19 protein-coding genes and 1 pseudogene are annotated in these 22,583 nt (G+C 48.2%); 7 read left to right on the plus strand and 13 right to left on the minus strand.

The window, feature by feature from the left end; genetic code table 11:
* Positions 1 to 740, minus strand: a pseudogene (locus tag IB286_RS13780) (IS3 family transposase); the annotation flags it as partial.
* A gap of 55 nt (positions 741 to 795) precedes the next feature.
* Between IB286_RS13780 and IB286_RS13785 the strand changes: the two are divergent.
* Complete coding sequence (locus IB286_RS13785; RefSeq protein WP_223826413.1) at positions 796 to 2,406, plus strand: PhoX family protein; 1,611 nt, start codon at positions 796 to 798, stop codon at positions 2,404 to 2,406.
* A gap of 121 nt (positions 2,407 to 2,527) precedes the next feature.
* On the opposite strand, the gene IB286_RS15760 is transcribed toward IB286_RS13785, so the two are convergent.
* Positions 2,528 to 3,490: a sigma-54-dependent transcriptional regulator gene (locus IB286_RS15760; protein ID WP_190766509.1), complete on the minus strand. Its 963-nt coding sequence runs from the start codon at positions 3,488 to 3,490 to the stop codon at positions 2,528 to 2,530.
* 249 nt (positions 3,491 to 3,739) lie between these two features.
* On the opposite strand from IB286_RS15760, the gene gpt reads away from it, so the two are divergent.
* The 4 genes from gpt (at position 3,740) to IB286_RS13810 (ending at position 7,635) form a co-directional block, all read left to right on the plus strand.
* Positions 3,740 to 4,204, plus strand: coding sequence for a xanthine phosphoribosyltransferase (gene gpt / locus IB286_RS13795; RefSeq protein ID WP_190766511.1), 465 nt, complete (start codon positions 3,740 to 3,742; stop codon positions 4,202 to 4,204).
* 349 nt (positions 4,205 to 4,553) lie between these two features.
* Positions 4,554 to 5,843, plus strand: a complete 1,290-nt coding sequence (locus tag IB286_RS13800; RefSeq protein WP_190766513.1) for a tyrosine-type recombinase/integrase — start codon at positions 4,554 to 4,556, stop codon at positions 5,841 to 5,843.
* Between the two features lie 254 nt (positions 5,844 to 6,097).
* Positions 6,098 to 6,895 carry a hypothetical protein gene (locus IB286_RS13805; protein WP_190766516.1) on the plus strand — a complete coding sequence of 266 codons (798 nt, stop codon included), beginning with the start codon at positions 6,098 to 6,100 and terminating at the stop codon, positions 6,893 to 6,895.
* A gap of 338 nt (positions 6,896 to 7,233) precedes the next feature.
* Complete coding sequence (locus IB286_RS13810) at positions 7,234 to 7,635, plus strand: plasmid mobilization protein (protein ID WP_190766518.1); 402 nt, start codon at positions 7,234 to 7,236, stop codon at positions 7,633 to 7,635.
* Between the two features lie 44 nt (positions 7,636 to 7,679).
* On the opposite strand, the gene IB286_RS13815 is transcribed toward IB286_RS13810, so the two are convergent.
* On the minus strand, positions 7,680 to 7,844 hold the full coding sequence (locus IB286_RS13815) for a hypothetical protein (RefSeq protein WP_190766520.1): 165 nt from the start codon (positions 7,842 to 7,844) through the stop codon (positions 7,680 to 7,682).
* Positions 7,845 to 7,982: 138 nt separating this feature from the next.
* Between IB286_RS13815 and IB286_RS13820 the strand changes: the two genes are divergently transcribed.
* Positions 7,983 to 9,398, plus strand: a complete 1,416-nt coding sequence (locus tag IB286_RS13820; RefSeq protein ID WP_190766522.1) for a relaxase/mobilization nuclease domain-containing protein — start codon at positions 7,983 to 7,985, stop codon at positions 9,396 to 9,398.
* Positions 9,399 to 9,442: 44 nt separating this feature from the next.
* Here the strand turns inward: IB286_RS13820 and IB286_RS13825 are convergent, their stop codons facing one another.
* The 3 genes from IB286_RS13825 to IB286_RS13835 all read right to left on the minus strand — a co-directional run bounded on the left by IB286_RS13825 (position 9,443) and on the right by IB286_RS13835 (position 11,570).
* A complete protein-coding gene (locus tag IB286_RS13825) occupies positions 9,443 to 9,655 on the minus strand; it encodes a hypothetical protein (protein ID WP_190766523.1) in 213 nt (70 codons plus the stop codon).
* A gap of 2 nt (positions 9,656 to 9,657) precedes the next feature.
* The gene (locus IB286_RS13830) at positions 9,658 to 10,734 is read right to left on the minus strand and encodes an AAA family ATPase (RefSeq protein WP_190766525.1); all 1,077 of its coding nucleotides are present in this window, start codon (positions 10,732 to 10,734) and stop codon (positions 9,658 to 9,660) included.
* Positions 10,735 to 10,811: 77 nt separating this feature from the next.
* Complete coding sequence (locus IB286_RS13835; RefSeq protein ID WP_190766527.1) at positions 10,812 to 11,570, minus strand: hypothetical protein; 759 nt, start codon at positions 11,568 to 11,570, stop codon at positions 10,812 to 10,814.
* 86 nt (positions 11,571 to 11,656) lie between these two features.
* Between IB286_RS13835 and IB286_RS13840 the strand changes: the two genes are divergently transcribed.
* A complete protein-coding gene (locus IB286_RS13840; RefSeq protein ID WP_190766529.1) occupies positions 11,657 to 12,724 on the plus strand; it encodes an ADP-ribosylglycohydrolase family protein in 1,068 nt (355 codons plus the stop codon).
* 245 nt (positions 12,725 to 12,969) lie between these two features.
* Here the strand turns inward: IB286_RS13840 and brxL are convergent, their stop codons facing one another.
* From brxL to IB286_RS13875, 7 genes are all read right to left on the minus strand, one after another.
* Positions 12,970 to 15,036: a protease Lon-related BREX system protein BrxL gene (gene brxL, locus IB286_RS13845; RefSeq protein WP_223826414.1), complete on the minus strand. Its 2,067-nt coding sequence runs from the start codon at positions 15,034 to 15,036 to the stop codon at positions 12,970 to 12,972.
* Entirely contained in the window at positions 15,020 to 17,659 is a 2,640-nt protein-coding gene (gene pglZ / locus IB286_RS13850) for a BREX-1 system phosphatase PglZ type A (protein ID WP_190766531.1), read from the minus strand. The genes brxL and pglZ overlap by 17 nt, the downstream gene beginning before the upstream one ends.
* On the minus strand, positions 17,656 to 19,149 hold the full coding sequence (locus IB286_RS13855; RefSeq protein ID WP_223826415.1) for a Fic family protein: 1,494 nt from the start codon (positions 19,147 to 19,149) through the stop codon (positions 17,656 to 17,658). The genes pglZ and IB286_RS13855 overlap by 4 nt, the downstream gene beginning before the upstream one ends.
* Positions 19,150 to 19,494: 345 nt before the next feature.
* On the minus strand, positions 19,495 to 19,902 hold the full coding sequence (locus IB286_RS13860) for a hypothetical protein (protein WP_190766535.1): 408 nt from the start codon (positions 19,900 to 19,902) through the stop codon (positions 19,495 to 19,497).
* A gap of 86 nt (positions 19,903 to 19,988) precedes the next feature.
* A complete protein-coding gene (locus IB286_RS13865; protein ID WP_190766537.1) occupies positions 19,989 to 21,356 on the minus strand; it encodes a DUF2130 domain-containing protein in 1,368 nt (455 codons plus the stop codon).
* 44 nt (positions 21,357 to 21,400) lie between these two features.
* Positions 21,401 to 21,964 carry a hypothetical protein gene (locus tag IB286_RS13870; protein ID WP_190766539.1) on the minus strand — a complete coding sequence of 188 codons (564 nt, stop codon included), beginning with the start codon at positions 21,962 to 21,964 and terminating at the stop codon, positions 21,401 to 21,403.
* 97 nt (positions 21,965 to 22,061) lie between these two features.
* Entirely contained in the window at positions 22,062 to 22,583 is a 522-nt protein-coding gene (locus IB286_RS13875; protein ID WP_190766541.1) for a hypothetical protein, read from the minus strand.

A 22,583-nucleotide genomic window follows, 5' to 3' on the forward strand; every position in this document is an offset into this window, starting at 1 on the left:
TGGCAATGATAGATCAACTTCAATGCCTAACCCTTCGCGGTTGTAGTCGTCTAGCACATTGAAGGTGCGCAACTGTCGGCCGTCAGCAAGAGAATCGCTCATAAAATCTATTGACCAAACCTGATTGGGAGCGGTCGGCACAGATAGCGCATCAGGCTTGTCCCGCTTGATTCGCCGTCTAGGCTTGATGCGCAAGTTCAGCTCAAGCTCACGGTAAATCCGGTACACCCGCTTATGATTCCAGCCGTAGCCTTTCACATTGCGCAGGTATAAATAGCACAGACCAAACCCCCACCGCTTATTCGTGGTTGTTAACCGCAACAACCAGTCGGCTATTAACTGATTCTCTGATGACAGCTTTGGCTGGTAGTAATAGCTCGACACACTGATGTCCAAACAGTGGCAAGCCATTCGTACACTAATGCCGTAACGCTCTCTTGCTGCAGTCGCCATCTCGCGACGCTGAGATGGCGTTACAGCTTTCCCTCAAGGGCTTCCTGCCGAATCTCGGCTTTCAGCCGTTCTTCGGCATACATCTTCTTAAGCCGCTTGTTCTCTTCTTCAAGCTCCTTCAGGCGCTTCATCATAGACGCATCCATGCCGCCGAATTTGGCCCGCCATTTATAGAACATAGCTGAGCTCATGCCGTGTTCACGGCAGAGCTCAGGAACGGAAACTCCGCTCTCGTTTTGTTTCAAGATCGCCAGTATCTGGCTGTCGCTGTATCGTGATGTTCGCATAGAAAACTCCTTTGTTTCAGTTTAATGGAATTTTCTACTAATAACCGTTACGTGTTTGCGGGGGGATTACAATGGCACTAACGGTACTGATGGCCAAGACCTAACTGTAGCTCCCAAACTGATTCGTTTGGCCACTACGCCACTCGGTTCAGAATTGACCGGTATGTACGTTACCGACAATGGCGAAATGTTCTTCAACATTCAGCACCCAAGCAGCAGCCTTCCTGGCGATGAAGCGAAAGCCGCTGTAGGCGCATGGACAGGCGTTGATGTTGACAGTATTGACCCACGCCAAGAAAGCATCACCGTTCCAGATCATACGTCTGCCGATGCGCAAACAACCCGTGTTGTTTCTGGCAGCTATCAAGTATTGGGTCGTTCAGGTGACACGTTCACCGGCGCATTGCCTTTTGGCTTCGGCAACATTACCACTGGCGATGAGAGCGCTAGCGTTCTGCAGTCAGAAAACCCAGACTTCAACGCCTTTATTCCTAGCAATGCAGATGGCAGCGAAGGCTTCTTGTTCTCTGCTTGGGAAGATCGCCCAGGTGGCGTAAGCCGTCTTGAAATCACCAAGCAAGGTGACGGTTCTTGGCTGGTAAATGACGCCTACAATGTTGATTTCAGTGCTGTAAATGGCACCATGATCAACTGTTTCGGTACTGTTTCTCCATGGGGCACTCCACTGACCTCGGAAGAGAACTACGAAGCAGAAAACACAGTTCGCTGGAATGATGCTAACTATTCAAATGGCTATCCAAACTACGCGGACGTGCAAAATATCCAGACCTATTTGGGCGGTACGTTCCCTAACCCATACGACTACGGCTACATTGTAGAAATCACCGATCCAAAAGAAGCCGCTCCGATCCCAGTGAAGCATTTCACCATGGGTCGCTCAGCCCACGAAAACCCCGTAATCATGCCTGACAAGAAAACTGTCTACTTGACCGACGACGGTTCATTCAAAGGCTTTTACAAGTTCGTGGCAGACGTTGCTGGTGATATGAGTGCGGGTACTCTATACGCCGCCAAGGTAACTCAAGACGCCACTAAAAACCCAGAAAAAGCGGGCTTTGATATTGAGTGGATTGAGCTTGCCCACGGCACTAATGCGATGATCGAAACTTGGATCGATTCCTACGATGGCATTGACGAAACTATGTATGTAGATGGCGCGACCAACTACATTTCTGATGCTGAAGTGACTACATGGGCCAACGGAGGGGCTGCTGATGACCGCGTGGCTTTCTTAGAAACCCTGCGTGCAGCTAAAGCGAAAGACGCCACTGTTGAATTCAACAAAATGGAAGGTATCAACATCAATTACGATGGCCTTCACAGCGGTGCAGTACCATTCATGTATGTTGCCTTTGCTGACGTAACAGGTGGTATGGCTGACGACGTTGGTGACATTCAACTTGATGCTGCCCGCTGCGGTGCCGTTTACCGCTTCGGTTTGGATTCAAACTACAATGCTAGCCGCATGGAGCCAGTAGTCGTAGGTGGCCCTTATGACAGTGCTGCAATTAACCGCTGCTCAGTAGACAATATTGCTGATCCAGATAACGTTATCGTTCTTGACGATGGCCGAGTTCTGATTGGCGAAGACACTAGCGACCATAAAAACAATATGCTGTGGATCTACAACCCAGCAGGCAAATAAGCCTACCTCATAAGTAACTTTTAGGTTTCTTTTAAGCTTCTTGAAGGTTTCTTGAAAGTTGCTTGAAAGCCCCGGCCAAAAACCGGGGCTTTTCTTTTTGAGCGAATATTAAGTCTGCATATCAGTCAGCGACAATACCGTACTTACGCATCTTCTCTATCAGTGTGGTACGGCGCAAACCCAGTAATTCTGCGGCGCGGGTAACGACCCCGCCGCACTGCTCTAACGCTTGCTGAATCCAGCCAATTTCTAACTCAATGATTCGTTGCTTCATATCGAAGCCCTGTTCTGGAAGGATTTCTATATTTGCCACTGACGAAACCAACTTCGTTGGCTCGTTTACAGGCAAATCGATTTCAATACCTTGACGGTATTTTTCAGGCAAATCAGCAAGCTCTACAAGATTGTCTGAATGAACAATCAACAATCGTTCAAGTAAGTTGGCGAGTTCGCGAACATTGCCCGGCCAAGGATAGTTCTGCAAAGCGCTAACACATGTCGGCTTAAGCTTGAGGGTACCCAGGCCTTCCTCACTCAATTCCTGTGCTATTTGCTTGATCAAGCCGGGAATGTCTTCCTGTCTTTCCCTTAAGGCAGGAACACCGATTGGGAATACATTGAGGCGATAAAACAGGTCTTCACGAAACTCGCCCTTGGCAACACATTGCTCAAGATCCCTATGTGTTGCGGTAATAATTCTTACATCAGCGGCGATATCTTTATTACCGCCAACCCGCTGAAATACTTTTTCCTGTAATACACGAAGCAGCTTTACCTGCATCTCCAGTGGCATATCGCCAATTTCATCAAGAAATAATGTGCCTCCCAGCGCCAATTCAAAACGACCTGCACGTTGATTTATCGCCCCGGTAAACGCGCCCTTTTCATGACCGAATAATTCACTCTCAAGTAAGTCCTTGGGGATCGCCCCGCAATTAATCGGGATAAAAGGCCCGTTGGCCCGAGGAGAATTAGCGTGAATAGCGCGGGCGACTAGCTCTTTACCTGAACCTGACGCCCCAGAAATCAAAACAGTTGGACTTTTATTTTCCAAGCTCACAAGCAGCGCAAGAAGCTTCTGCATTGCCTCGCTATAGAAGACAAGATCAGGGTAACGCGTGGAGTGTGCTGACACGGCCTAATGAAATCCAGAATTTAAAAGGTAGTACAAAGAGTGTCACATTTTTGACAGAATTAATATCTAAGCGTTGTAATCCATTCTAAGCGTCAAAAAGTTAACGCAACAGGATCTTAAGCCTTGCCGCTGAACGACCTGTCATTCAAAATTGCGCGCAACACATTGTCCCTTCAACAAAGGAAAAAGGCCGCCTCTATGTCAGATGCCACGAGCAATCACTATTTTTTATCTTGGGATGAGCTGCATAGAGACACGCGAATTCTGGCCAAAAAACTCACCTACAAAAAATGGCAAGGGATTATCGGGATTGCGCGAGGTGGTTTGATTCCAGCCGCGATACTCGCTCGTGAACTCAATATCCGCCTGATGGATACACTCTGTATTTCAAGTTATGACCATGATCGCCAAGGCGAACTTAATGTGCTTAAAGCCGTAGAAGGTAATGGCGCGGGCTATTTACTGGTTGATGATCTTGTGGATACCGGCGTTACCGCAAAGGCCGCACAGGACATGCTGCCCGAAGCCACACTGGTGACGGTTTACGCGAAACCTAAAGCAAAATCACTGGCCGCGTTTTATGCCCGAGACTTTGAACAAGAGACGTGGATTCATTTTCCTTGGGATATTGCGCCCAGCTATAGCGAACCGCTAGTTAAGTAATCGCGCAAATAAAGCCCTTTTGCGTGGAAGGGGAATTGTCTATAGAATCCCTCCTCCCTTAAGTCCCGGTGGCACAGCTGGATAGCGCGGCCCCCTCCTAAGGGGATTAAGTTTGATTTCAGACCCAATCCCTCAACTCACAAAACCTGCTTAAACCCATTTATTTCCTTTATTTATCAGATATTTAACAAATATTCAGCCAAGTTAAAGAAAATAAGAAAAATACACAAAATCCTAAAGTCCCCGTAAAAACACACCACATTTACACCACATTTAGCCATTTCTGTGGTGCATTTTTTGCAGATTCACTCTACCATTCACCCACATACCTCCTTCAGAATTCCGGTTCATGGCAATGATTTTCACACCAAAAGGACTTCGACAAGCGCAAGCAAAGCTTCTTCAAGGCAACGTCTTGAATAAGAACGGATCTGCGGTCTCTCGAATAGAACTTACCGATGAAAAAGAACCCTCACTGACCGCTGTAATCGGAAAGCGAAGTATCACGCTATATTCCAAAGCAACGAGAGGGAAACGTATTCAGCTTGGCAAGCTGGGTGAATCTGACATGGACGACCGGAAGTGGGTGTCTAAAGTGAGGGAACAGGCATTTCAAAATCGCATAGCCATTAAAAATGCCAAAAGAGAAAACAGAGCCATACTATCCAACAGCACACTGGTCACCCCAGGTGAATTACCCCTCATAGACTACCTTGATGAGTATTATTACAAAGGTATTTTTAATAGCAGAAAAGCAAAGCCCCAAAAAAATAGCAAATCCCAAAAAGCCATGCGATCACACTTCGGCAGCTTCATGCATAAAAAGCTTGTGGAAGTTACGCTTCAAGACTTTGACCACTGGAAAGAAAATTATGGGAAGCCTGTAATTGATAGCTTTGCCGGCACACTGACAAAACCAGGCGTAAAAGATGTAACGAAAGAGCGTTACTTCAAACCACTTGATGCCGTGTTTAATTTTGCAGTTCGCTGTGGTCACATCCCCAGAAATCCATTTTTAGACCAAGAGGGCAATAAACCCACTTTCATCGACGACAAAGAAGATGCGGGCAGGCCACTTACAAGAGAAGAATTAGAGCGGTTAAAAGTCATACTTGAGAGTAGGCATATTCGTGACCGGGTCTTCTGCTTAATGTCGCTCGCGACGGGGGCGAGACCCTGTGAACTCATGGGAATATCACTTAACGACATCGACTTCAGTCGAAAGCGTATTCTCCTACGCGCAGCATTTACAAAAACAAAAAAAACAAGGTATCTACAAATTAGTGACAAAACCGCTGATATGTTGCGAGATTATATTGAAGTCGAGAACGTCGACAGCATTTTATACAACAGCGAAAGGTGGCTGTTTAGAAACTATCGTAAAGGCCCCAACTACGGACAAAGAATGAAGGAATTTCGACGCCCGTGGAATAGTATCAAAAGTGCTGCAATGATCGACAACAGACTCTATGACCTTAGACACACATTTGCAAAGGAGATCTACACACAGAAAAAAGACATTGTCATTACTAGTAGAGCGCTCGGGCATAGCTCGATCAAAACCACAGAAAATTACCTTAGCACCATTGGTGTTAATCTCACAGAAGAAATCCTTAACCTCGATTCGCTTTTGTATTAATTCCTCAAAACCCATAACAACGATAGCAATAGCCCCACCGAAGAGGGAAATAGCAAACAAAGAAACCATCTCTCTAATATTTATTTATCGCTATAATATAGTTGACAAAATGCGCCCGCACATATATTATATTGCTTAATATTATTCACTCCTAAATCAGATTTTCAATACAGCTAACCGATTACGCATGACAATCCAGAAAAGAAACAGAGTTATTTCTTAAAAATTTATCAGCCACTGTCAAGGAAAGATAATTGGAAGATCACAAAGCTGTTGATACAGAAAAACTAACCATTTCTGAATTAAGAAACTTACTTATCAGCAGGCTAAAGCATCTTCCCGGAGTTGACCGGAATGTCTCAGAACGCCTTGAGCCTGGATATTTGACCAAAGAAAGCCAAGATAAAATTGTAAGATCTGTCGCAGATCTAACGGATATGACGGGGAAAATTGTTCAGCATCTTCACGTTAACGGGGCCGGGCATCTTCAAGCTCAGCTCTATGTGAAAGGGTCAAAAAAAGTACGCTTTACTGAGACCTTTGAGGGACTGGGGTTTGATCAAATTTGCGGAATTTGTGGTGGCAAAGGAAAAGCTGTTCTCATGCTTGGAAACCGCATGACTCGCTGTGAAAAGCACCAGGATATTACAAACGTATCAGATGAGCTGACCGTACCCAGCCAGCCCAATACTGGCCAAAAAAGATACTACGCAGATTTCCCTAGCCGATGGTCAAGAGTTCTCCTGCGATTTGAAGATATTCTTTCGCAAGAAATCGATGGGGAGCGTATCGGCATCGAGCCTCCTATGAAGGGACACTACAACCTAGTTGAGCACCTCTGCCAAAAAATTGAAGAAATCAATCAAGGCCCACTACCAGTGATGACTGATCTAAAATACGGTCGATCAGGTGATCTAGAAATGTATTTTGATGCATTAACTGACAGCCAAAGTGACCTTGTCGACATGGCCACCGATTTATCCAATGAAATTTGCGGAGTCTGTGGCGGTATGAAAGATCCGCAAATTACCTGTTGCTCGACTACTTTCTAAGTACCAACCGACCTACCCCACCCATACTGAAAAGCAGAGTGTCCAATTGGCCAATTCCAGTGGCAAGTTGGCCAACTCAGTGTCACATATACCAATCTAGTGGCCAAATCGCCAATTTCGTTGTCATCCCGTCCACTAGATTGGTCGATTTGGCATTAAATTAATTCAAAAAGAAAATAAAAAAACAGCCCACACTAATATATTTTTTGATATAATATAAATGATAGCAAGCAATATTCTGCAGATTAATCTCGGGCTTCGCCCTGATCTTCGTCTGAGAAATTCAGCTACGACGCCTCGGCGTCATATCCACAATAATAAAAATAAAGAAGGTAGCCATGGAAAATTTAACCACTTCTATTCACCACCCTTTCGGCGAGGTAAAACGCAATGCACGCGGACGCCGATCTTTGCCCATCGCGAAGCAGAGAACTCACAATCGAAACGTCAAATTCAACAGTACAGAGTTGGATTTCGTTGAATCAATGGCATGCAAGCATCAACTCTCACTTTCTGAGTACATCCGTACCACCGCTATAGGCGGTGAAGTAGACTCAAGAGAAAAGCAAAGCAAGCGGGACGCTATCAGCGCTCTGGGAACTGCGAGCAATGCACTCAACACACTTTGCGACAAAGCCCATGGTCGTGGAGGCGCTATAGGAAAATCGGAATGCGCTGAACTAGTCAGCGCGCTGAATCTTCTCGCTGAAATGATCTCAGATCTGCGCAATAAAGTCTGAGGTCAATGTGTTCAGAGCTTTATGTCTTTGCAGTGTAGCAGTAGCTACTTTCTATTTGTGCCGCAAAAGTCTCGATAACCCAGAATCGAGGCAGAACCCCGCGCCAACGCCAACGCCAACGCCAACGCCAACGCCAACGCCAACGCCAACGCCAACGCCAACGCCAACGCCAACGCCAACGCCAACGCCAACGCCAACGCCAACGCCAACGCCAACGCCAACAAGTAGCGTGAACAGAATACCGAAGAATCACACCACCGAAATATTACCTGGTGAATCCACCGCCGATTATATGCGGCGCAGGCTTAGATCCATTCTCGACGGATACCAGAATGAGGAAGGCAACAATGATCGCTAAAATTTTCCAAACCCGTTCAGGAAGCTCCGGCGCGAACACCGTTTCTTACGCACTGGGACACACAGACAAAAAGGATGAAAGAAGCACTGAGAAATGCCATTTCCTGACTTCCAACCTACTAACTGTGCATAATTCAGAGTTAACTTTTGATATTGACGAGTCAGCGGGAAATATGCAACTCAATCCTAGCTCTAACCAGGGCATTGATAATTCAAGCATATTTGATCAATTTAATGAGTTCGCCTCACAGAATTCGCGTGTACAGAATCCTTACTGGCATGCGATGATTTCTTACGCCCCCGAAGATGAGTCGAAGCTTGATCATCTCATATTAACGCGCTCAGCTAAGCAATTTATGGAGGATATGGGGTTCTCTAACTGCGCCTGGATTGCGGCCGTTCACCGAGATACAGAACACACCCACATCCATTTCGCCGCATGTACGGTGCAAAATCTACCCGGCAACCCAGTCGTCAAACAGTGGAATGACTTTGAGCGAGCGGTAACGAGCGTAAGACAGATTGAAGTCGATTTCGGACTACAATATACCCCTTCTCCCGTAGAGGGCAAACAGCTAGATGGAAAAACCCGAAAGATAACGGGTAATGAAATTAGACAAATAGTCGATTTCTGCGTTAATGAAACCCTTCAACAGACGCAGAAGCAAGATGCTGGCCCTGGCAGCCGCATGAGCAGTCGGCTAGAAACTTTCGTAGCAAAATTAGCCGACTTTGGGGTAGACGTGCAGTTTCAATTCAAAGAAGGCCGCCCAACCGGAATCAGCTATTCTAGAGATGAAAGAAGCTGGTCAGGAGGGAAACTGGGGGGTGGCGGAAGGTTTTCTCTACCTGGTCTTCATAACCGAGGCATTCAGTACTGCCATTCGGACAAAGGCTTCTGTGAAAAAACCACATCTGATAGTAAAATCCGCCGACACCATAGCACCCCTATAGCGCCAGTAAGATTTCTAGCCGACAACAAACTCGATTCACAAATCTCAATCCAGGCTCAAGAAGCGAGCACCTCAAGTAGTGAATCACATTGCCTGCTGAAAATGGATTTTCCCTATGAATTCGCACCGAGGTTAAACAGCTTGCCATCCAAGCCGCACTACGCGGAAGCGAAGGCAAATCATATTAGCGGATATTGGCGGCTTGAAATCCCTCGAAGTGTCGCTAATCGCAATACATGGTACGAACTTGACGAACTGCTACGCAAAATCAAGAAGCAACTTGCAGAGCAAGAGCTGACCGAGCAAATTCAAAGAGCGAAATCTATTTCCCTTATCAGCCGAGGGCTTCCTCCTGGTCAAGATTTGAGATACTGCGCACCCAACCCAGGATTTATTGCGTCCGTCAAAAGAGATCCATCCAAAGTAGCGACGGGTGGGCTTTTTTGGGTATAACGACATCTCAACTCTAACATTCATAGTCTTCCACCCGATCTGGCTTATTCATAATAGAGCTTGTCGGGCCAAAAAATTTGCATGGTAACCAAGTAAAACAGAGTTACGGCTGCTGATGTCACCAAATGTGATTTCCCATATCCGGGGGCAAAACATACCCCCATCAATCCCAGCAGCACCTCTCCACCCAGCAAGGCAAGGAAGTAGATACAAATTATATGGAGAACAAATAAAACTGACTTTACTAAACCTTCCATAATCACGCTCTCACAGAATTGGTATCAACAAACCCGATGAATGACGCACGCTCCTGATGCTCAACAAACTGCAAACACTCCTTTGTGACGACATATCTCTCGCTATCAGGTTTTGCGATTGCGAGTTGTGACACGATTCTTCTAGCTTGAAGCTTAAAATCCCGCGGAGTGATGGCGCTGATTAATTCAGTGGCGCAAGGGCTAATGACATACTCCTTGGGCATGGAACTGCCCGTCATCTGAGCATAAGTTTGTGACAAGATCTTTGATGCGATTTTCACCATGTTTTCTTTTGACGGTTTTCGCACATCAATGACCCGCAACCTACTGAGTAAGGGCTTAGGGATGGTTTCCAAATTATTTGCTGTGCAGATATAGCTAACACGACTACAGTCGATTTGAACATCCAGGGACAAATCACGAAACGTTCGAGCCGAATCAGGCTCAAGTAGCTGAAGCAATGGTGATAATAAGCTTGGCCTTCCGTCTTCACGATTGAAACTCGCTTTATCGATTTCATCCAAGATCAAGACAGGGTTTGCGTGCTTACTTGCCGCCATCCTGTCAGCAACTCGACCCGGGGTAGAGTTCGCGTAGCCTCGCTGTGTTCCGGAAAGATAAAAAGCCTCGCAGGCATCGGAAACTGAAAGCTTGTAGCTCTCTAACCCTAGCGCAGCAACGAGCTCATTAGCCACATAAGTTTTACCAACCCCTGGCTCCCCCAGCAGCAACAGTGGTTCAAAAGAAAAATTCTGCGATCCGATAGCCGAACAGAATTCAACGTACACCGCGATCTCATCGCAAATTGACGACAAATCCTGATTTGTTTCCGCGACGTCTTTAAGTTTTTTAATCGATGAGTGGTCAGGAATAAAAATTAACTTTTTAGAAGCAAGCCCCTTCAGGGCCTGCCGTCGCTCCTCGCCTTTCTCATCGTCACCATCAACCCACCTTTTTAGCACTTCTGTACTATCGACAATCGATACGTCGTTAAACCGACCCGCCTCAACAGCCGCTTCCGGGTGATATGTTTTAAGGTAATCGTCACGAAAAGATTGGTATGTCGTTCCTTCGATCATTGAGAGCTCCTCAAAAGACGAAGCGAACTATATTATATTGTTTATTATTTGTCAAGTTAGCAGTATGAGCAACAGGATCAACCCATTGCCTCTTTTAGCTTTTTCGCACGAGCGTCAATATCTCGCTCAAGTGCACAGACCTCCAGCACCTCGGCAGGAAACCTTTCTCTGTCCAGTTTCGCGGCCTCCCAGTTTTTATGCGCCTCTTTCCTAAGTCCATCAAGCCCCTCTCTTCTCAGTTCAGATCGAAGAAATGAGGCCACTCTCCGCTTACGACGAATATCCATATCCTCCCTTTCCAGTGGGGTCATTTTTAACTCTAAGGCCCTTATTTCAGCTTTCATTGCCAATATCTGACTTTCTAAACGATCAATTTTTTCTTTGTTAGATTTTGGCAATCGGCCAAGCTGTCTTCCTGCCTCCGACATTTTCAGCTCGGGCTTTTCTTTTCCATTCTTGATTCTTTCTATCCGCGCTTCTTTTTGGCGAATTTTGTACTCTATATCCTGAATTTCTAGGGCTTTTGGACGACCAATACCACTACCAATGGAGGGATCCTCAGCGTCTTTGATCATTTTTTCGATATCAATGTGATCCTGCTCTTTTTCTGCCTTCTCCCGCGCCTCAGTTTTTATAGATTCATATTCATCTTTAGCTCGACGCAGCTGCACCTTGTACTTAACCGGAGGTCTTCCCACGGCAGAAATAGACTCATACGGGCCATTCGGATCATCTTCAACCTGCTTTTCAATCTCTTTGATTTTCAACTGCAAGCGCTTGCCCTTGCGGAGCAACTTTTCAAGTTCACTGAGCTTCGGACGCCCTCTTTTTTCCATCGTTAATAATCCCGAGCAATCTGCTTAAACGAATACTATTTATACGGTATAATAATTCAGTTTTGATTAGATTGCACGGAGGCAACATGACATCTAGCGACAATATCTTCCAACGCTACGCGGGCTGTCTTCTAGCCGGAGCTGTGGGTGATGCTTTAGGCGGTGCAGTTGAATTTTTATCTTCAGCGGAGATCGACAAAAAATTTGGTGAACGAGGCATTACCGACTACACAGAGTCTTACGGCGGTATCGGAAAAATTACTGACGATACGCAGATGACACTCTTCACCGCCGAAGGTCTCATTCGTGCGTATATCAGACAAAATGAGAAGGGAATTTGCGACATTTCAAGCGTTGTGTCACATGCCTACCAACGGTGGCTTACAACTCAAAGACGAAACAATAGTAACTTAAATGTCTCAATGGACGGCTGGCTAAGCTCCCAGGATGCCCTATTTGCACAGAGAGCACCTGGTAATACATGCTTAACTGCTCTGGAAACCATGAGCCATTTCGGAGAATTTGCGGTCAACGACAGCAAGGGCTGTGGCGGAATTATGAGGGTTGCCCCGGTAGCACTGGCAAGTACCTGGTATCAAACCGAGCAACCTGCCCTCTGGGCTTTTGAGACGGCCATGGAACTCTGCGCACTAACTCACGGACACCCCACCGGTCAGCTAGCAGGAGGTTTTTTTGCCGCGTTCCTTACCCTCCTTCTCAACGGCGAGAGCAAGGCAAAAGCGCTAGAAAAAAGCACCCTACTACTACAGCAATATGATCGCCACCAGGAAGTTCTTCTAGCTGTGCTAAACGCAGCCAAGTTGGCCGATCAAACACCAGGGAGCCGTAATGCCCTGCCACAACTAGGCGAAGGCTGGGTTGCTGAAGAAGCACTCGCGATCAGTCTATACTGTGCCCTTTCAACAGAGGATACCGAGGAAGCGATCATTCTTGCCGTCAATCATAGTGGTGATAGTGACTCAACGGGATCCATCACCGGTAATATCATGGGCCTGCTTAATGGCGCAGACTCCATTCCGTCTAGATGGATGGAAGAGCTGGAGTTGAGGGAGGTTATTAAGACCATGGCCACGGATATGATTGATTTACCCCGCTGTTACCATAACATGTGGGATAAATATCCTGGGCACTAGCTTTCGTAAATAGGAATTCTAGCTAAAGCTAATGCGTGTGAAAATGTGGCGGCTATTCGTCCATCGATTGAAGAGGAAGAACCGTTTGAAGCAATGGGTAACCAATAGTAAACCCTACTATCAACAGTATGACCCCGACAAAAATCCCTGCATCGAAGATAGTGTAGATAGCCAGGATCATTAGCCCTCCAAGGTAAGTGAAGTGAACTAACGCAATTATTGCTGCAAGTATTTTGATCAATATGTCACTCCACCCCAAGCGCCTTAAACACCGCATCCACCGGATCTGAGTAAAAACTCACTTGATACTTCGAAAAGAGTTCAGCCGGTACCGTCGGAATATCTTGAGCATTCGCCATTGGCAGCAGCACCCGCTTGGCGCCAGCGTCCATTCCCACCTGCAGAGCCTCTGCCATATTCTCCGCTGGAATGATGTTGCCACCTAGACTCATATCACCCAGTACTATCATCTGATTCTGGGTTGGGCGTTTCATGGTCGCCGAGCAATAGGCAATGAACGATGCCAGAGTCATTTGCTTTGATGGGCCGGTGTTATGAAGCTCGACCATGTGTAAATGCAGGTCGAAGTCACCGGCCTTTGTCATAGTACTCACGCGGTTAACATTGGCTTTGAAATAATCGTGAGCAACTTTGAGTCCTTCTTTTGCCCCAGTGCTGGAACCTAGACCAGAGGTGTTGAGCTTGCCGTTACCCGCCGTTGCCTGGGTTTCAAGCCGGTAGAGTCCCAGATGCCCGCTGGTTGCGCCGGTAGCGACGGTGTAGACAGTGCCAGGTTTCGGCTGTCCTTCTGGTATCAGGCCTCCACCGCCCTGCTCTTTGACACTAACGTACTGCTCCTCCATCGTTTCGGCGTCGATGTAGGAGAAATGCACATCGAAGAATTCCATCCCGCCAATCTTTTTCAACTGCTCTTTCACCCGACGACGAACTTCCAGGGCATATTGCAGGCAGCGTTCGACGGCGGCTTTGTCGTAATCGCCGTGCGGATACAACAGTTTCAGCAGGCCTGAAACCGTGCGGCGTACTGCGATGGTGTCACGCTGATTTAGGTTGTTTCCCAGCTTGTAGTATTTATCGATGGCGTCAGAGAACGTGCGTTTGCGCATCTCGCGCATGTACTCCGCCAGGTAATCAACGATCAGGCCATACTGGTTGGTGAAAAACTCCGGCCGCATTTTGGGGATTTCCCAACCGGGCACATAGGCATGAAACCGGTCAAAGAAGGCCGAGTCGATCATTGCTTCCGGGAATGGCGACAGCAGGTGACTGGTTTTCACCAGGGTCTCAACGGAGTGATTGATATTGCCGACAAACACCATGCTGGCACTGGCCGAGATAGAATCACGACCACGGGCAAAAGACCCTGAGGCCATGTAGTCCTTCATAATCTGGACGCCATCTTTGTCTTTGAAGGAGATCCCAGCCACCTCATCAAAGGCAACGACGTCCCACATCCCCACCAGCCCCACCTGCCGGCGCGACATGTTGTAGAAAAGGTTAGCCACCGTTGTTTGGCCACCAGAAACGAGAATACTGTTTGGGCTGCACTCTTTATAAACGTGGCTCTTACCCGTACCGCGTGGGCCAAGCTCACAGACGTTGTAGTTGTTCTCAACAAAGGGAATCAAGCGAGTCAACAGGTGCCACTTAACTCGCGTATCGAAATGCGCGGGTTCCATACCTGTGGAGCGCAATAGCACATCCAGCCACTCATCTTCGCTGAACTGCTGCCTCGCCTCCATCAAGGCATTCATATCCATATTGGGCATCTGGATGGGTTTTAGCTCTTTGATCGTGAATGGCGAACCACCCTGCCCGTCTTCATACTCATACTTGATGGAGATAATCGACCAGATGCCACCGACCAGAAGCTTCTCGTAGTCGTGAACGTGGCGGCCTTCAATATTGGCGTTGTTGATTCCCAGGTTAGACAGAATTGCCTCGTACTGGTCTTTCTTCTCGTTAAGGCGAACGGTGACCTTGTCGATGATTTTGAAGTTGCCACTTTCTCGAATGCGGGCTTTAATCTTCTCCGCCTCGTCAGGCCGCACATAGTTCTGCGACAGTACCTGCTTGACCCGCTCCATACCCTCAGCAATCTGCTCCTCATCAGCCGACGAGCAGTACATACCAAGCAGGTACTCCAATACATAAACAGGGACATTGGCGCCTTCTTTAAGGCGCTTGGTCAGATCTTTGCGGACAATTTTGCCGGGAAAGTGCTCAACCAACTTCGCGTCCAGATCAGGCGAGTTATCCATATCGTTTTGCATATCAGAAGTCGAAGTCATTCTCTATTGCCAAGTCAATGCGCACTGGAATGCGCTGAAGTTCAATTTCGGTCTCAGCATCGCTGAGTACCAGGAAGTGGTCATTGCCAGCCTTCACTGCCTGAGAAGCAAGGCTCAAGGATACTTTACTTTGACGCTCGCCCAGCTCCGCTGCGTCACTATCCAGGTTCAACAATTCACGAGATGAAACGCTCTGACCATGCTGATTCATCAGCTCTATGCTGATACTCGTCGCCAGAACCTTTTCGCTTACCGGCTCTGTCTGCAAAAGCGTAAACACATGGAAGTTAGTAGTGATCCGGTGTTGTTGACCCAACACATTCACACCCACCTTTGTTACCCGCGTGGCTTCAGCGGATTTACCGTACTTCTGCCGGATCTCTACAATGGGTACAGCTACTTCTTGCAGGGCGGCACCACCGTGCACAAATCGGGCGCCACCAACAAAGTGGAATCGCCCCACACCACGGGGAAGCCAAAACTCTGTATCGCAGTCTGTACCCGCCGTTGTGGTTGTTTTTCCATGATGCGCGTATTCGGCTTCGCCCAGACGATTGCCGACCAGATAGCGCTTCTTAGCGATCACGGTGCCCGCAGGTTTACTGGCCATCGCGCTTTTCTCTAATGCATCAGGAGCCGTTTCACGGAACAGAAAGCCATGATCTGCCGTCACCGTTATTGCCGTCGCACTGGCATTGTTGACCAGGCGTGAAACTAAATCGGCGAGCTCATTAATCGCTTGACGGCAAGCCACCCAAGTATTGGACTCTGTACTTGCGGTATCTCCCATTGCATCAATGGTGTTGTGGTAGATATAAATCACGCGGTGTGGCCGCACGAAGTCCCGCAACGCCTGCTTACCCATATTGGCTAGGGTTTCGGCCTTTACGGCCGTCCCGCCAACCGCTTCGAGAATTTTATTGCGATTATCCAGCCCCTCCGAAGAACGGCCATCCACATCCACCGAGCCTTTGGCGTTGTAGCTCAGTGATTTGTGCGGCAACAAGCTGGCCATGCCCAGTTTGGTATAACTCGGTAATACCCCAAGCTGACTACTGATCGTTGCCTCAATCCGCTCACGACTATTTATCTGGGTTTTGAGCTCATCCGCCACCTCATAGCGCAAGGCATCACTGATAATCACAAACATGCGGCGCTCGTCGCCCTTGGCAAGATAAGGCGCAACGATTTGCTGGTAAAAATTCTGCTGATTACCAATACCGTCCAACTGCCACTTACTCAGCAAGCCATTTTGCAAATGCCCATCCCAATGAGCGGCCAGCTTGTTAAGGAAGCGATTCAGATAAATGGACTCAACCTGCTCCGCTAATGGAGCGATGGCATCAGGAAAACGCGCTGACACCACATCAGCTGACTCATGAAACAGCCGGTAAAATTGATCAATCTCAAACAGGGAATCGGTATAGGCAGTATAGGCCTGCTCAGGGCCTGAGAAACTGAAATGCTGGGCACGGGTCTCTATCGCTTCAAACAAATCCGTAGCAGAGAGCAACGCCTGATAATACCCTCGCCAGATACTGCGTTTGCCGACTTCGGTATCGGGGAAGCGGTCGCTTACCCAGTAACTGGCCAATCGGCCATTCACAGTGCGACGAACGTCCGCCACGACACTGCTGGCCATATTGCCCAACAATTCATCACGCAGGGCGTTGGCCACTATGCGTTCAATATCCACAAACGTGGCGCAGTTACCCAGCTCTGCTGGGGAAAATCCAGCCAAATGGTGTGCGAGCTGGAGTTCTGAGGCCAAGCGGGCAGACAAGGCATCGTAGTCTTTCTGGCGAGCCGTCGAATCACGCCACTGGGACAAGAAAACGGCAACGTTGCCAGCTTTGGTATCCGGCAGCGTCAATTTTGCCAAGCCGCTGGGAAGCGGCTTTGTTGACCGGTTTAAGCCACGAGCTAAATCCGTAACCAGTAACCTCGGGATAAACCTCGCCAACGACGGCGTCTCATCCCTGTAACCGAATTGCCGCTCGGCCAAGGCCCACGCGAAGTTCTCCAGGCCGTATTTGATCAGGTTCTGCCACAGGGGGGATTCATCAAATGCGGTGCCGGCGTCCAACTGCGCAATATCGCAGAAAAGATCCAGCAACAAGGTAGAGGCATCAGCAGAGCCGCTGCGCGACAACACGGCCCAAATTTTGGCATCGATGTCTCGCTCCAGATCATCAGGGTGCAGCATTGCTGCCAATCGCGAAGTGCGATCTTTACTGGCAAAGAACCGGGCGCGGTCTTTCAAGTAATGGCGCAGGCTGGCATTTCGCAGCCCCAAGTCTTGCTGAAGCATCGAGGTCGCATCGGCCGCAAAGGGCTCGGCATACAAGCGAATATCCAGCAACCAGTCCTGTTCTGGTACAGGTGCCTCTTGGGATTCGTAAAGAATGAAGGCGCGACTTGGAGAGTCCAGCTCAACTTGGCGCTTTACCGCCAGGGCCGGCGCGTCTGCCAGCGAAAGCAGTTCTGCATCGTCTAGAGAAAGTTCTGCCACGGCTTCAGCAAATTCACCATCCGGGTCAGACCACCAGACAACCCGGTTACCAGCCTTCAACAGCTTGGACAGTCCCTGCTCTATGCGCTCTATGGCGCTTGCTCCACTCACTCAGCATCTCCCCCAAATATCGCCTTATAGCGCTGCTCTATGGCGTGCCTTTCCGCCTCGGCCAATGCGGCAAACTCCTTTTCCATGGCCCGCTTAGAGAAGAGCCCTCCGTTCTGGTGCAAGAAGCGAATCAACAAATCCACCATTCTATCCGGCATATCCAGGTAATTCTTGATAAAGGTATTCAACTGATCATAGCGGTTAAGGTAATTCACTTCTTCCGGCAGCGTAACGTTGACCGTTTCCGCTACACAGTCATACAAAAACTCAGCTTGAGCGGTGGCATCAAAAAAGCGGTACAATTCAGCCGTCTCATTGAGCACTTCCACGTTGTTTTTTCCCGTGGGGCGCCATTCAATCAAATCCAGCCGCCGCTTCGAGAAATGCTCCAGCGCCTCACGATAAGCTTCAATACGCTCCAATATCACTGCCGAGACAGGAAACACCAAGCCCTTGGGCACAAAACCGGTTTCCGCCAGCACATGGTGAATCAAATAGCGGTGAATCCGGCCATTGCCATCCTCAAAGGGGTGAATAAATACAAAGCCGAAGGCAATCAGTGTTGCTGCCAACACCGGGTCATAATCACTCTCAAGCAGCAGCTCGTAGGCCTCGATCATACCGCCGATCAGTGACTCAAGGTCTTCGGCCCGTGCCGAGATATGGTCAGGCAGCGGCATCCCGGTTACCCGGTCATGCTCACCGACAAACCCACCTTCAAAGCGCAAACCTGGGATAACAAAGCGATGATCCGGTATTACCGCCTCTTGCAGCGCCTCCAGCTCATCGATACTCAATTTGCGCTGCCCTGCCTGGCCGATCACCCGCCCCCAACGCTCCAAGCGATTATGGGGCGGCGACTCCCCCTCAATACTGTAGGAAGCCTTCGAGTCCTTGAGCAGTAAGAAAGCCGCCGCGCGGGAAAGCAGATCCCCGTGGGTTTTGCCTGTCTGCTCGGTAGCCACCTTTGACAGATTCTCACTGATCAAAGCGTCTAACTTTGCTGTACGGCGGATCAGTGGGCAAAAAACGCGGGTGCCCGGCAGATTATTACGAACCCGATGGCGGCGGGAGTCTCGTGGCGGCCCAGGGTATTGGAGCTTTTCGCTGACCAGCTCGACAAAGTTACCTCGTTTTGCGTCTTCCAAAGGCAGTTCTATGTCCGTTAACCACTCGAAAAGGAACCAGATCCGGCGACTGTAAGAGCCCGTAGGTTCATTCTGGACAATTTCGGTGATCTCACCGGGCTCTATTGAGCGAAACAAGGCACTGAGGATACCCAGATCCAGCCCCTCATATTTAAGGGCAAAGGTCAGATGCCCCAGCAACGTGTCTTCTGGGCGGTGACGCGGTGTATAAAACCGCCAAGTGCCCTGATCGATCAGGCGGTGCTTGGTGCCGATAGCTGAGAGAAAGTCAGGGGCTGGAACTCGAAGAGCATGAGCCTGAATCAGAGCTGAGTAGCCGGCCAGAGGGATATCCTCCGGCAATAGCGGAAAGTCGTGAAAAAGGCTTATTCTCCCGGAAAAATCGTTATATTTTGTCACTATAGTGATTTTTGTTTAATTCGAAGGAACAAAGTATTACATGAAAAACGATTCTTGACCATGAATTTTAATTACAATACATGGAAATTGTGAATATTAATTACTGGATGCCCCCACTCACCGACACACGAAGGTAATATTGCCCCCAAATGCCTCAACCCAATAGATTCAGCGTGGGAAATACCTACATTCCTATGCTGTAACGCTTTTGGTCACCCGATTTTATAACTACTTCTTCCGTTTCTGGTTCATCATCGGGGCGCCCAAAGTTCAAGCTACCTAATTTGATCATGCAACAATCTCCCGTAAGAAAGTTAGGAACAGCAGTAGCGACAATGCAAAGCCCGCAATAGTTAATTCTTCATATGTATACCGAAGGTATAAAGCTTTTTGATCAATTTTAGGAGAAAGACTTTTTATCGGATCTAGATAGCAATTAATCATATGTTGATACATTTGCTCGTAATCCTTTTCCAGCATATACGTAATATTTTTCTCTCTGCGAGGGGCAACATTTATCTCTCCAATCTTTAGCGACTTGAGAGCATGACCCCAAGCGCAAATTAGTACGAAAACTGATAATACCGAAACCAGTGAAATAGCGAAGTCCAGTAAGCTTTGGGGTTGAAACAATGTGGCGCTGAAATACGCAATCAAGCCAGACACCAAGGTCACGAGTATCGTTACAAAGGTCATAATTCTTGCGCACTTCTCCTCGATATGATCAAACCTCTGCTGCTCCTCCAGATATCGATCTCTTGCATACTCGACAACTTCGGGCCTCATGCTTGATCAGAACCCTCAAGTTGATCGAAAGCCGCTGCCATCGTCGGATTTTTCCGCGTCAGCTTCTTCACTGTCACGTCCTGAGCTTTATCGTTGGCAAGACGGAGATTGCGATCCGTGCTCATCAGGGCATCTTTGGTCTTCTGCAGGTGATTGATGGATTTGTCGATCTCATCGATTGCCGTCTGGAACTTGCGGGATGCCAGATCATAGTTCTTAGCAAAAGCTGTTTTGAAGGTATTCAGGTCACTCTCGAAGTTGGTGATGTCGATGTTCTGGGCTTTCACCAAGGCCAGCTCTTGCTTGTACTCCAGCGAGTTCATGGCGGCATTGCGCAGCAGGGTAATCATGGGGATAAAGAACTGGGGGCGGATCACGTACATCTTGGGATAGCGGTGGCCGACATCGACTATGCCTGAGTTGTAGAGCTCACTGTCAGGTTCGAGTAGCGAGACCAAAATGGCGTACTCACAGTCTTTCTCATTGCGATCCTTGTCCAGCTCTTTAAAGAAATCCTCATTTTTCTTTTTGGTAGCCGTGGTGTCGCTTTCGTTTTTCATCTCGAACATGATGGAGACGATGGGCGTGTCGTTTTCGTCTGAATCGCGAAAGATGTAGTCGCCCTTACTGCCGGAGCTGGCGTCGTTGTCTTTCTCGAAATAGGCTCTTGGAAAGGCGGTGGCGCGAATTCGGTTAAACTCGGTTTCGCAGTGCTGCTCCAGGGTTTCGCCAACCATCTTGGTGGAAAGCCGCGCTTTCATATCTCGCAGACGTTCGATGGCATCATCACGGTCTTTGATCTGGGTTTCGTACTTATCTTTGAGAGATCGCTCCGAGGCTTGTTTTTCCAGCTCGGCCTGGCTCAGCTTGTGCTGCAGGTGGTCGCGCTCTTTTTCAACTGAGGAGACCGCCTGGGTGATGGCGAGCTTCTGGTTGGTGTCAGTGGCATCGAGCTTTGATTTCAGCTCCTGAATTTCCTGATTCAGACGGGCTTCAATCAGCTGGGTAGCTGATTCATTGTCTCGCCGTGCCTGCTGCAGGTCATTCAGCAAGGAATCGCGTTCTTTCTCGACGACTTTCAGCGCCTCATTGATGGCCAGCTTCTGAGAGACCTCACCGGCTTCCAATTTGGACTGCAGCTCCTGAATTTCTTTATCCTTGGCGGCAGCTGACTTCTGCATTTCGCTGGCCGCCTGCTCCTTTGCCAGCGCTAGTGCATTGTCTTTTTCCCTCTCGGCGAGCCTGAGTCGCTCCTGCAGTTGCTCTTCGAAGGCGTGGTCTCGAACCTGTTTGAGGATATCGGCGTAACCAGCCTCGTCAATTTTGAAGGCCTTGCTGCAGTGGGGGCAGATTATTTCGTTCATATGAAATTCCATTTATCTCGACTTTTTCTATTCAAAGCATGCACTTATGAGAGACCTTCCAGAAGATTGGATGCCGCTCTCGTATAGCAATACATTGGTTCACCTTGTGAATTTGTTTTCTGCACCAACAAACCCAAACTAACCATCTGGGCCAAATCATCTTCAAGAAACTGAGGTTCATCACATATATGATTTGGGCCGGGCGCTAATACTAGACGCTTCTCTTTCGACGAAATGGTTTTAGACACAAGGAAAAACTCAGACTTATTGTCCCTCATCAAAGCGAGTATTTTTATCGATTGTTCGGAAATGGTTTCTTTGGCGAAATTCGCAGCCAGCTCCTTCAGCGCAATATTTCTTGAAGATAAAGTGGCTATCTGACCAGAAATCACATCAAGTTTTTGGTTGATATCACTAAGCCCCCTATTAAACAGGGCCTTTATACTGATAGAAGTCGCATGACTCGACTCTATTACGGATCGAATTTCATCATGGTTATGGTCACTTAACCAAACAAGAAACTCGGTTAACTCGACTTGTTCTTCCAGCTTTCTGCCTGAGATAAAGGCTGAGATTAACCCAAGAATTGTCGCGAACTCACCAACCATTATTTACCCTTCCGTGCCTGTTGGATTTCAAATATGAGCTCTAAAATTGCCACCAAATGGCCATGCTTAAACAAGACAGAAACCTTTGCCAGCTCTACTATTTTTCATTCGAAGACACACCAACTGACAACAGCTTTCTCATAGCATAGAGAGTGGCATCTTTAGCAGCTCGAAAGTTGTTAATAACATCGCTAGGCACCTCGCCACAGGTGGAACTTGCAAGCACTTCGTGAGCATTTTGGATAGTATCCAAAACCGCCTTGTCAAGGTCGTAGGGCAAAAGAACGCGCTGCTCATGATAGAAAGCCGCCGCCTTTTGAATTGATTCTTTATAGTCGTTCCAGCCTTGCGGATCTTTTATCTCACTCGAGCCTGCGCCGTGCTCCAACTCCAGAACTTTCGAATATAGCTCAAGGATCGCATTTGCCTGTCGCTCAAATATCCCGCCATAGGCGATTTGCAAGCGAAGATTCGCAGCTTCGAGTTTGCTCTTGTACTGGGCCACATCCTTGTCCAGAAAATGCCCGATAAGGGCCTTGAACAAAAAGCCCAGCACACCCAGTGCAACTGCATTTGATAGTACAGCCGCGAGAATGACCTGCCAGACGCCATCAGGCAT

Source organism: Spongiibacter pelagi (genome assembly GCF_014705705.1).
In the GTDB taxonomy this organism is placed as follows: Bacteria; Pseudomonadota; Gammaproteobacteria; order Pseudomonadales; family Spongiibacteraceae; genus Spongiibacter; species Spongiibacter pelagi.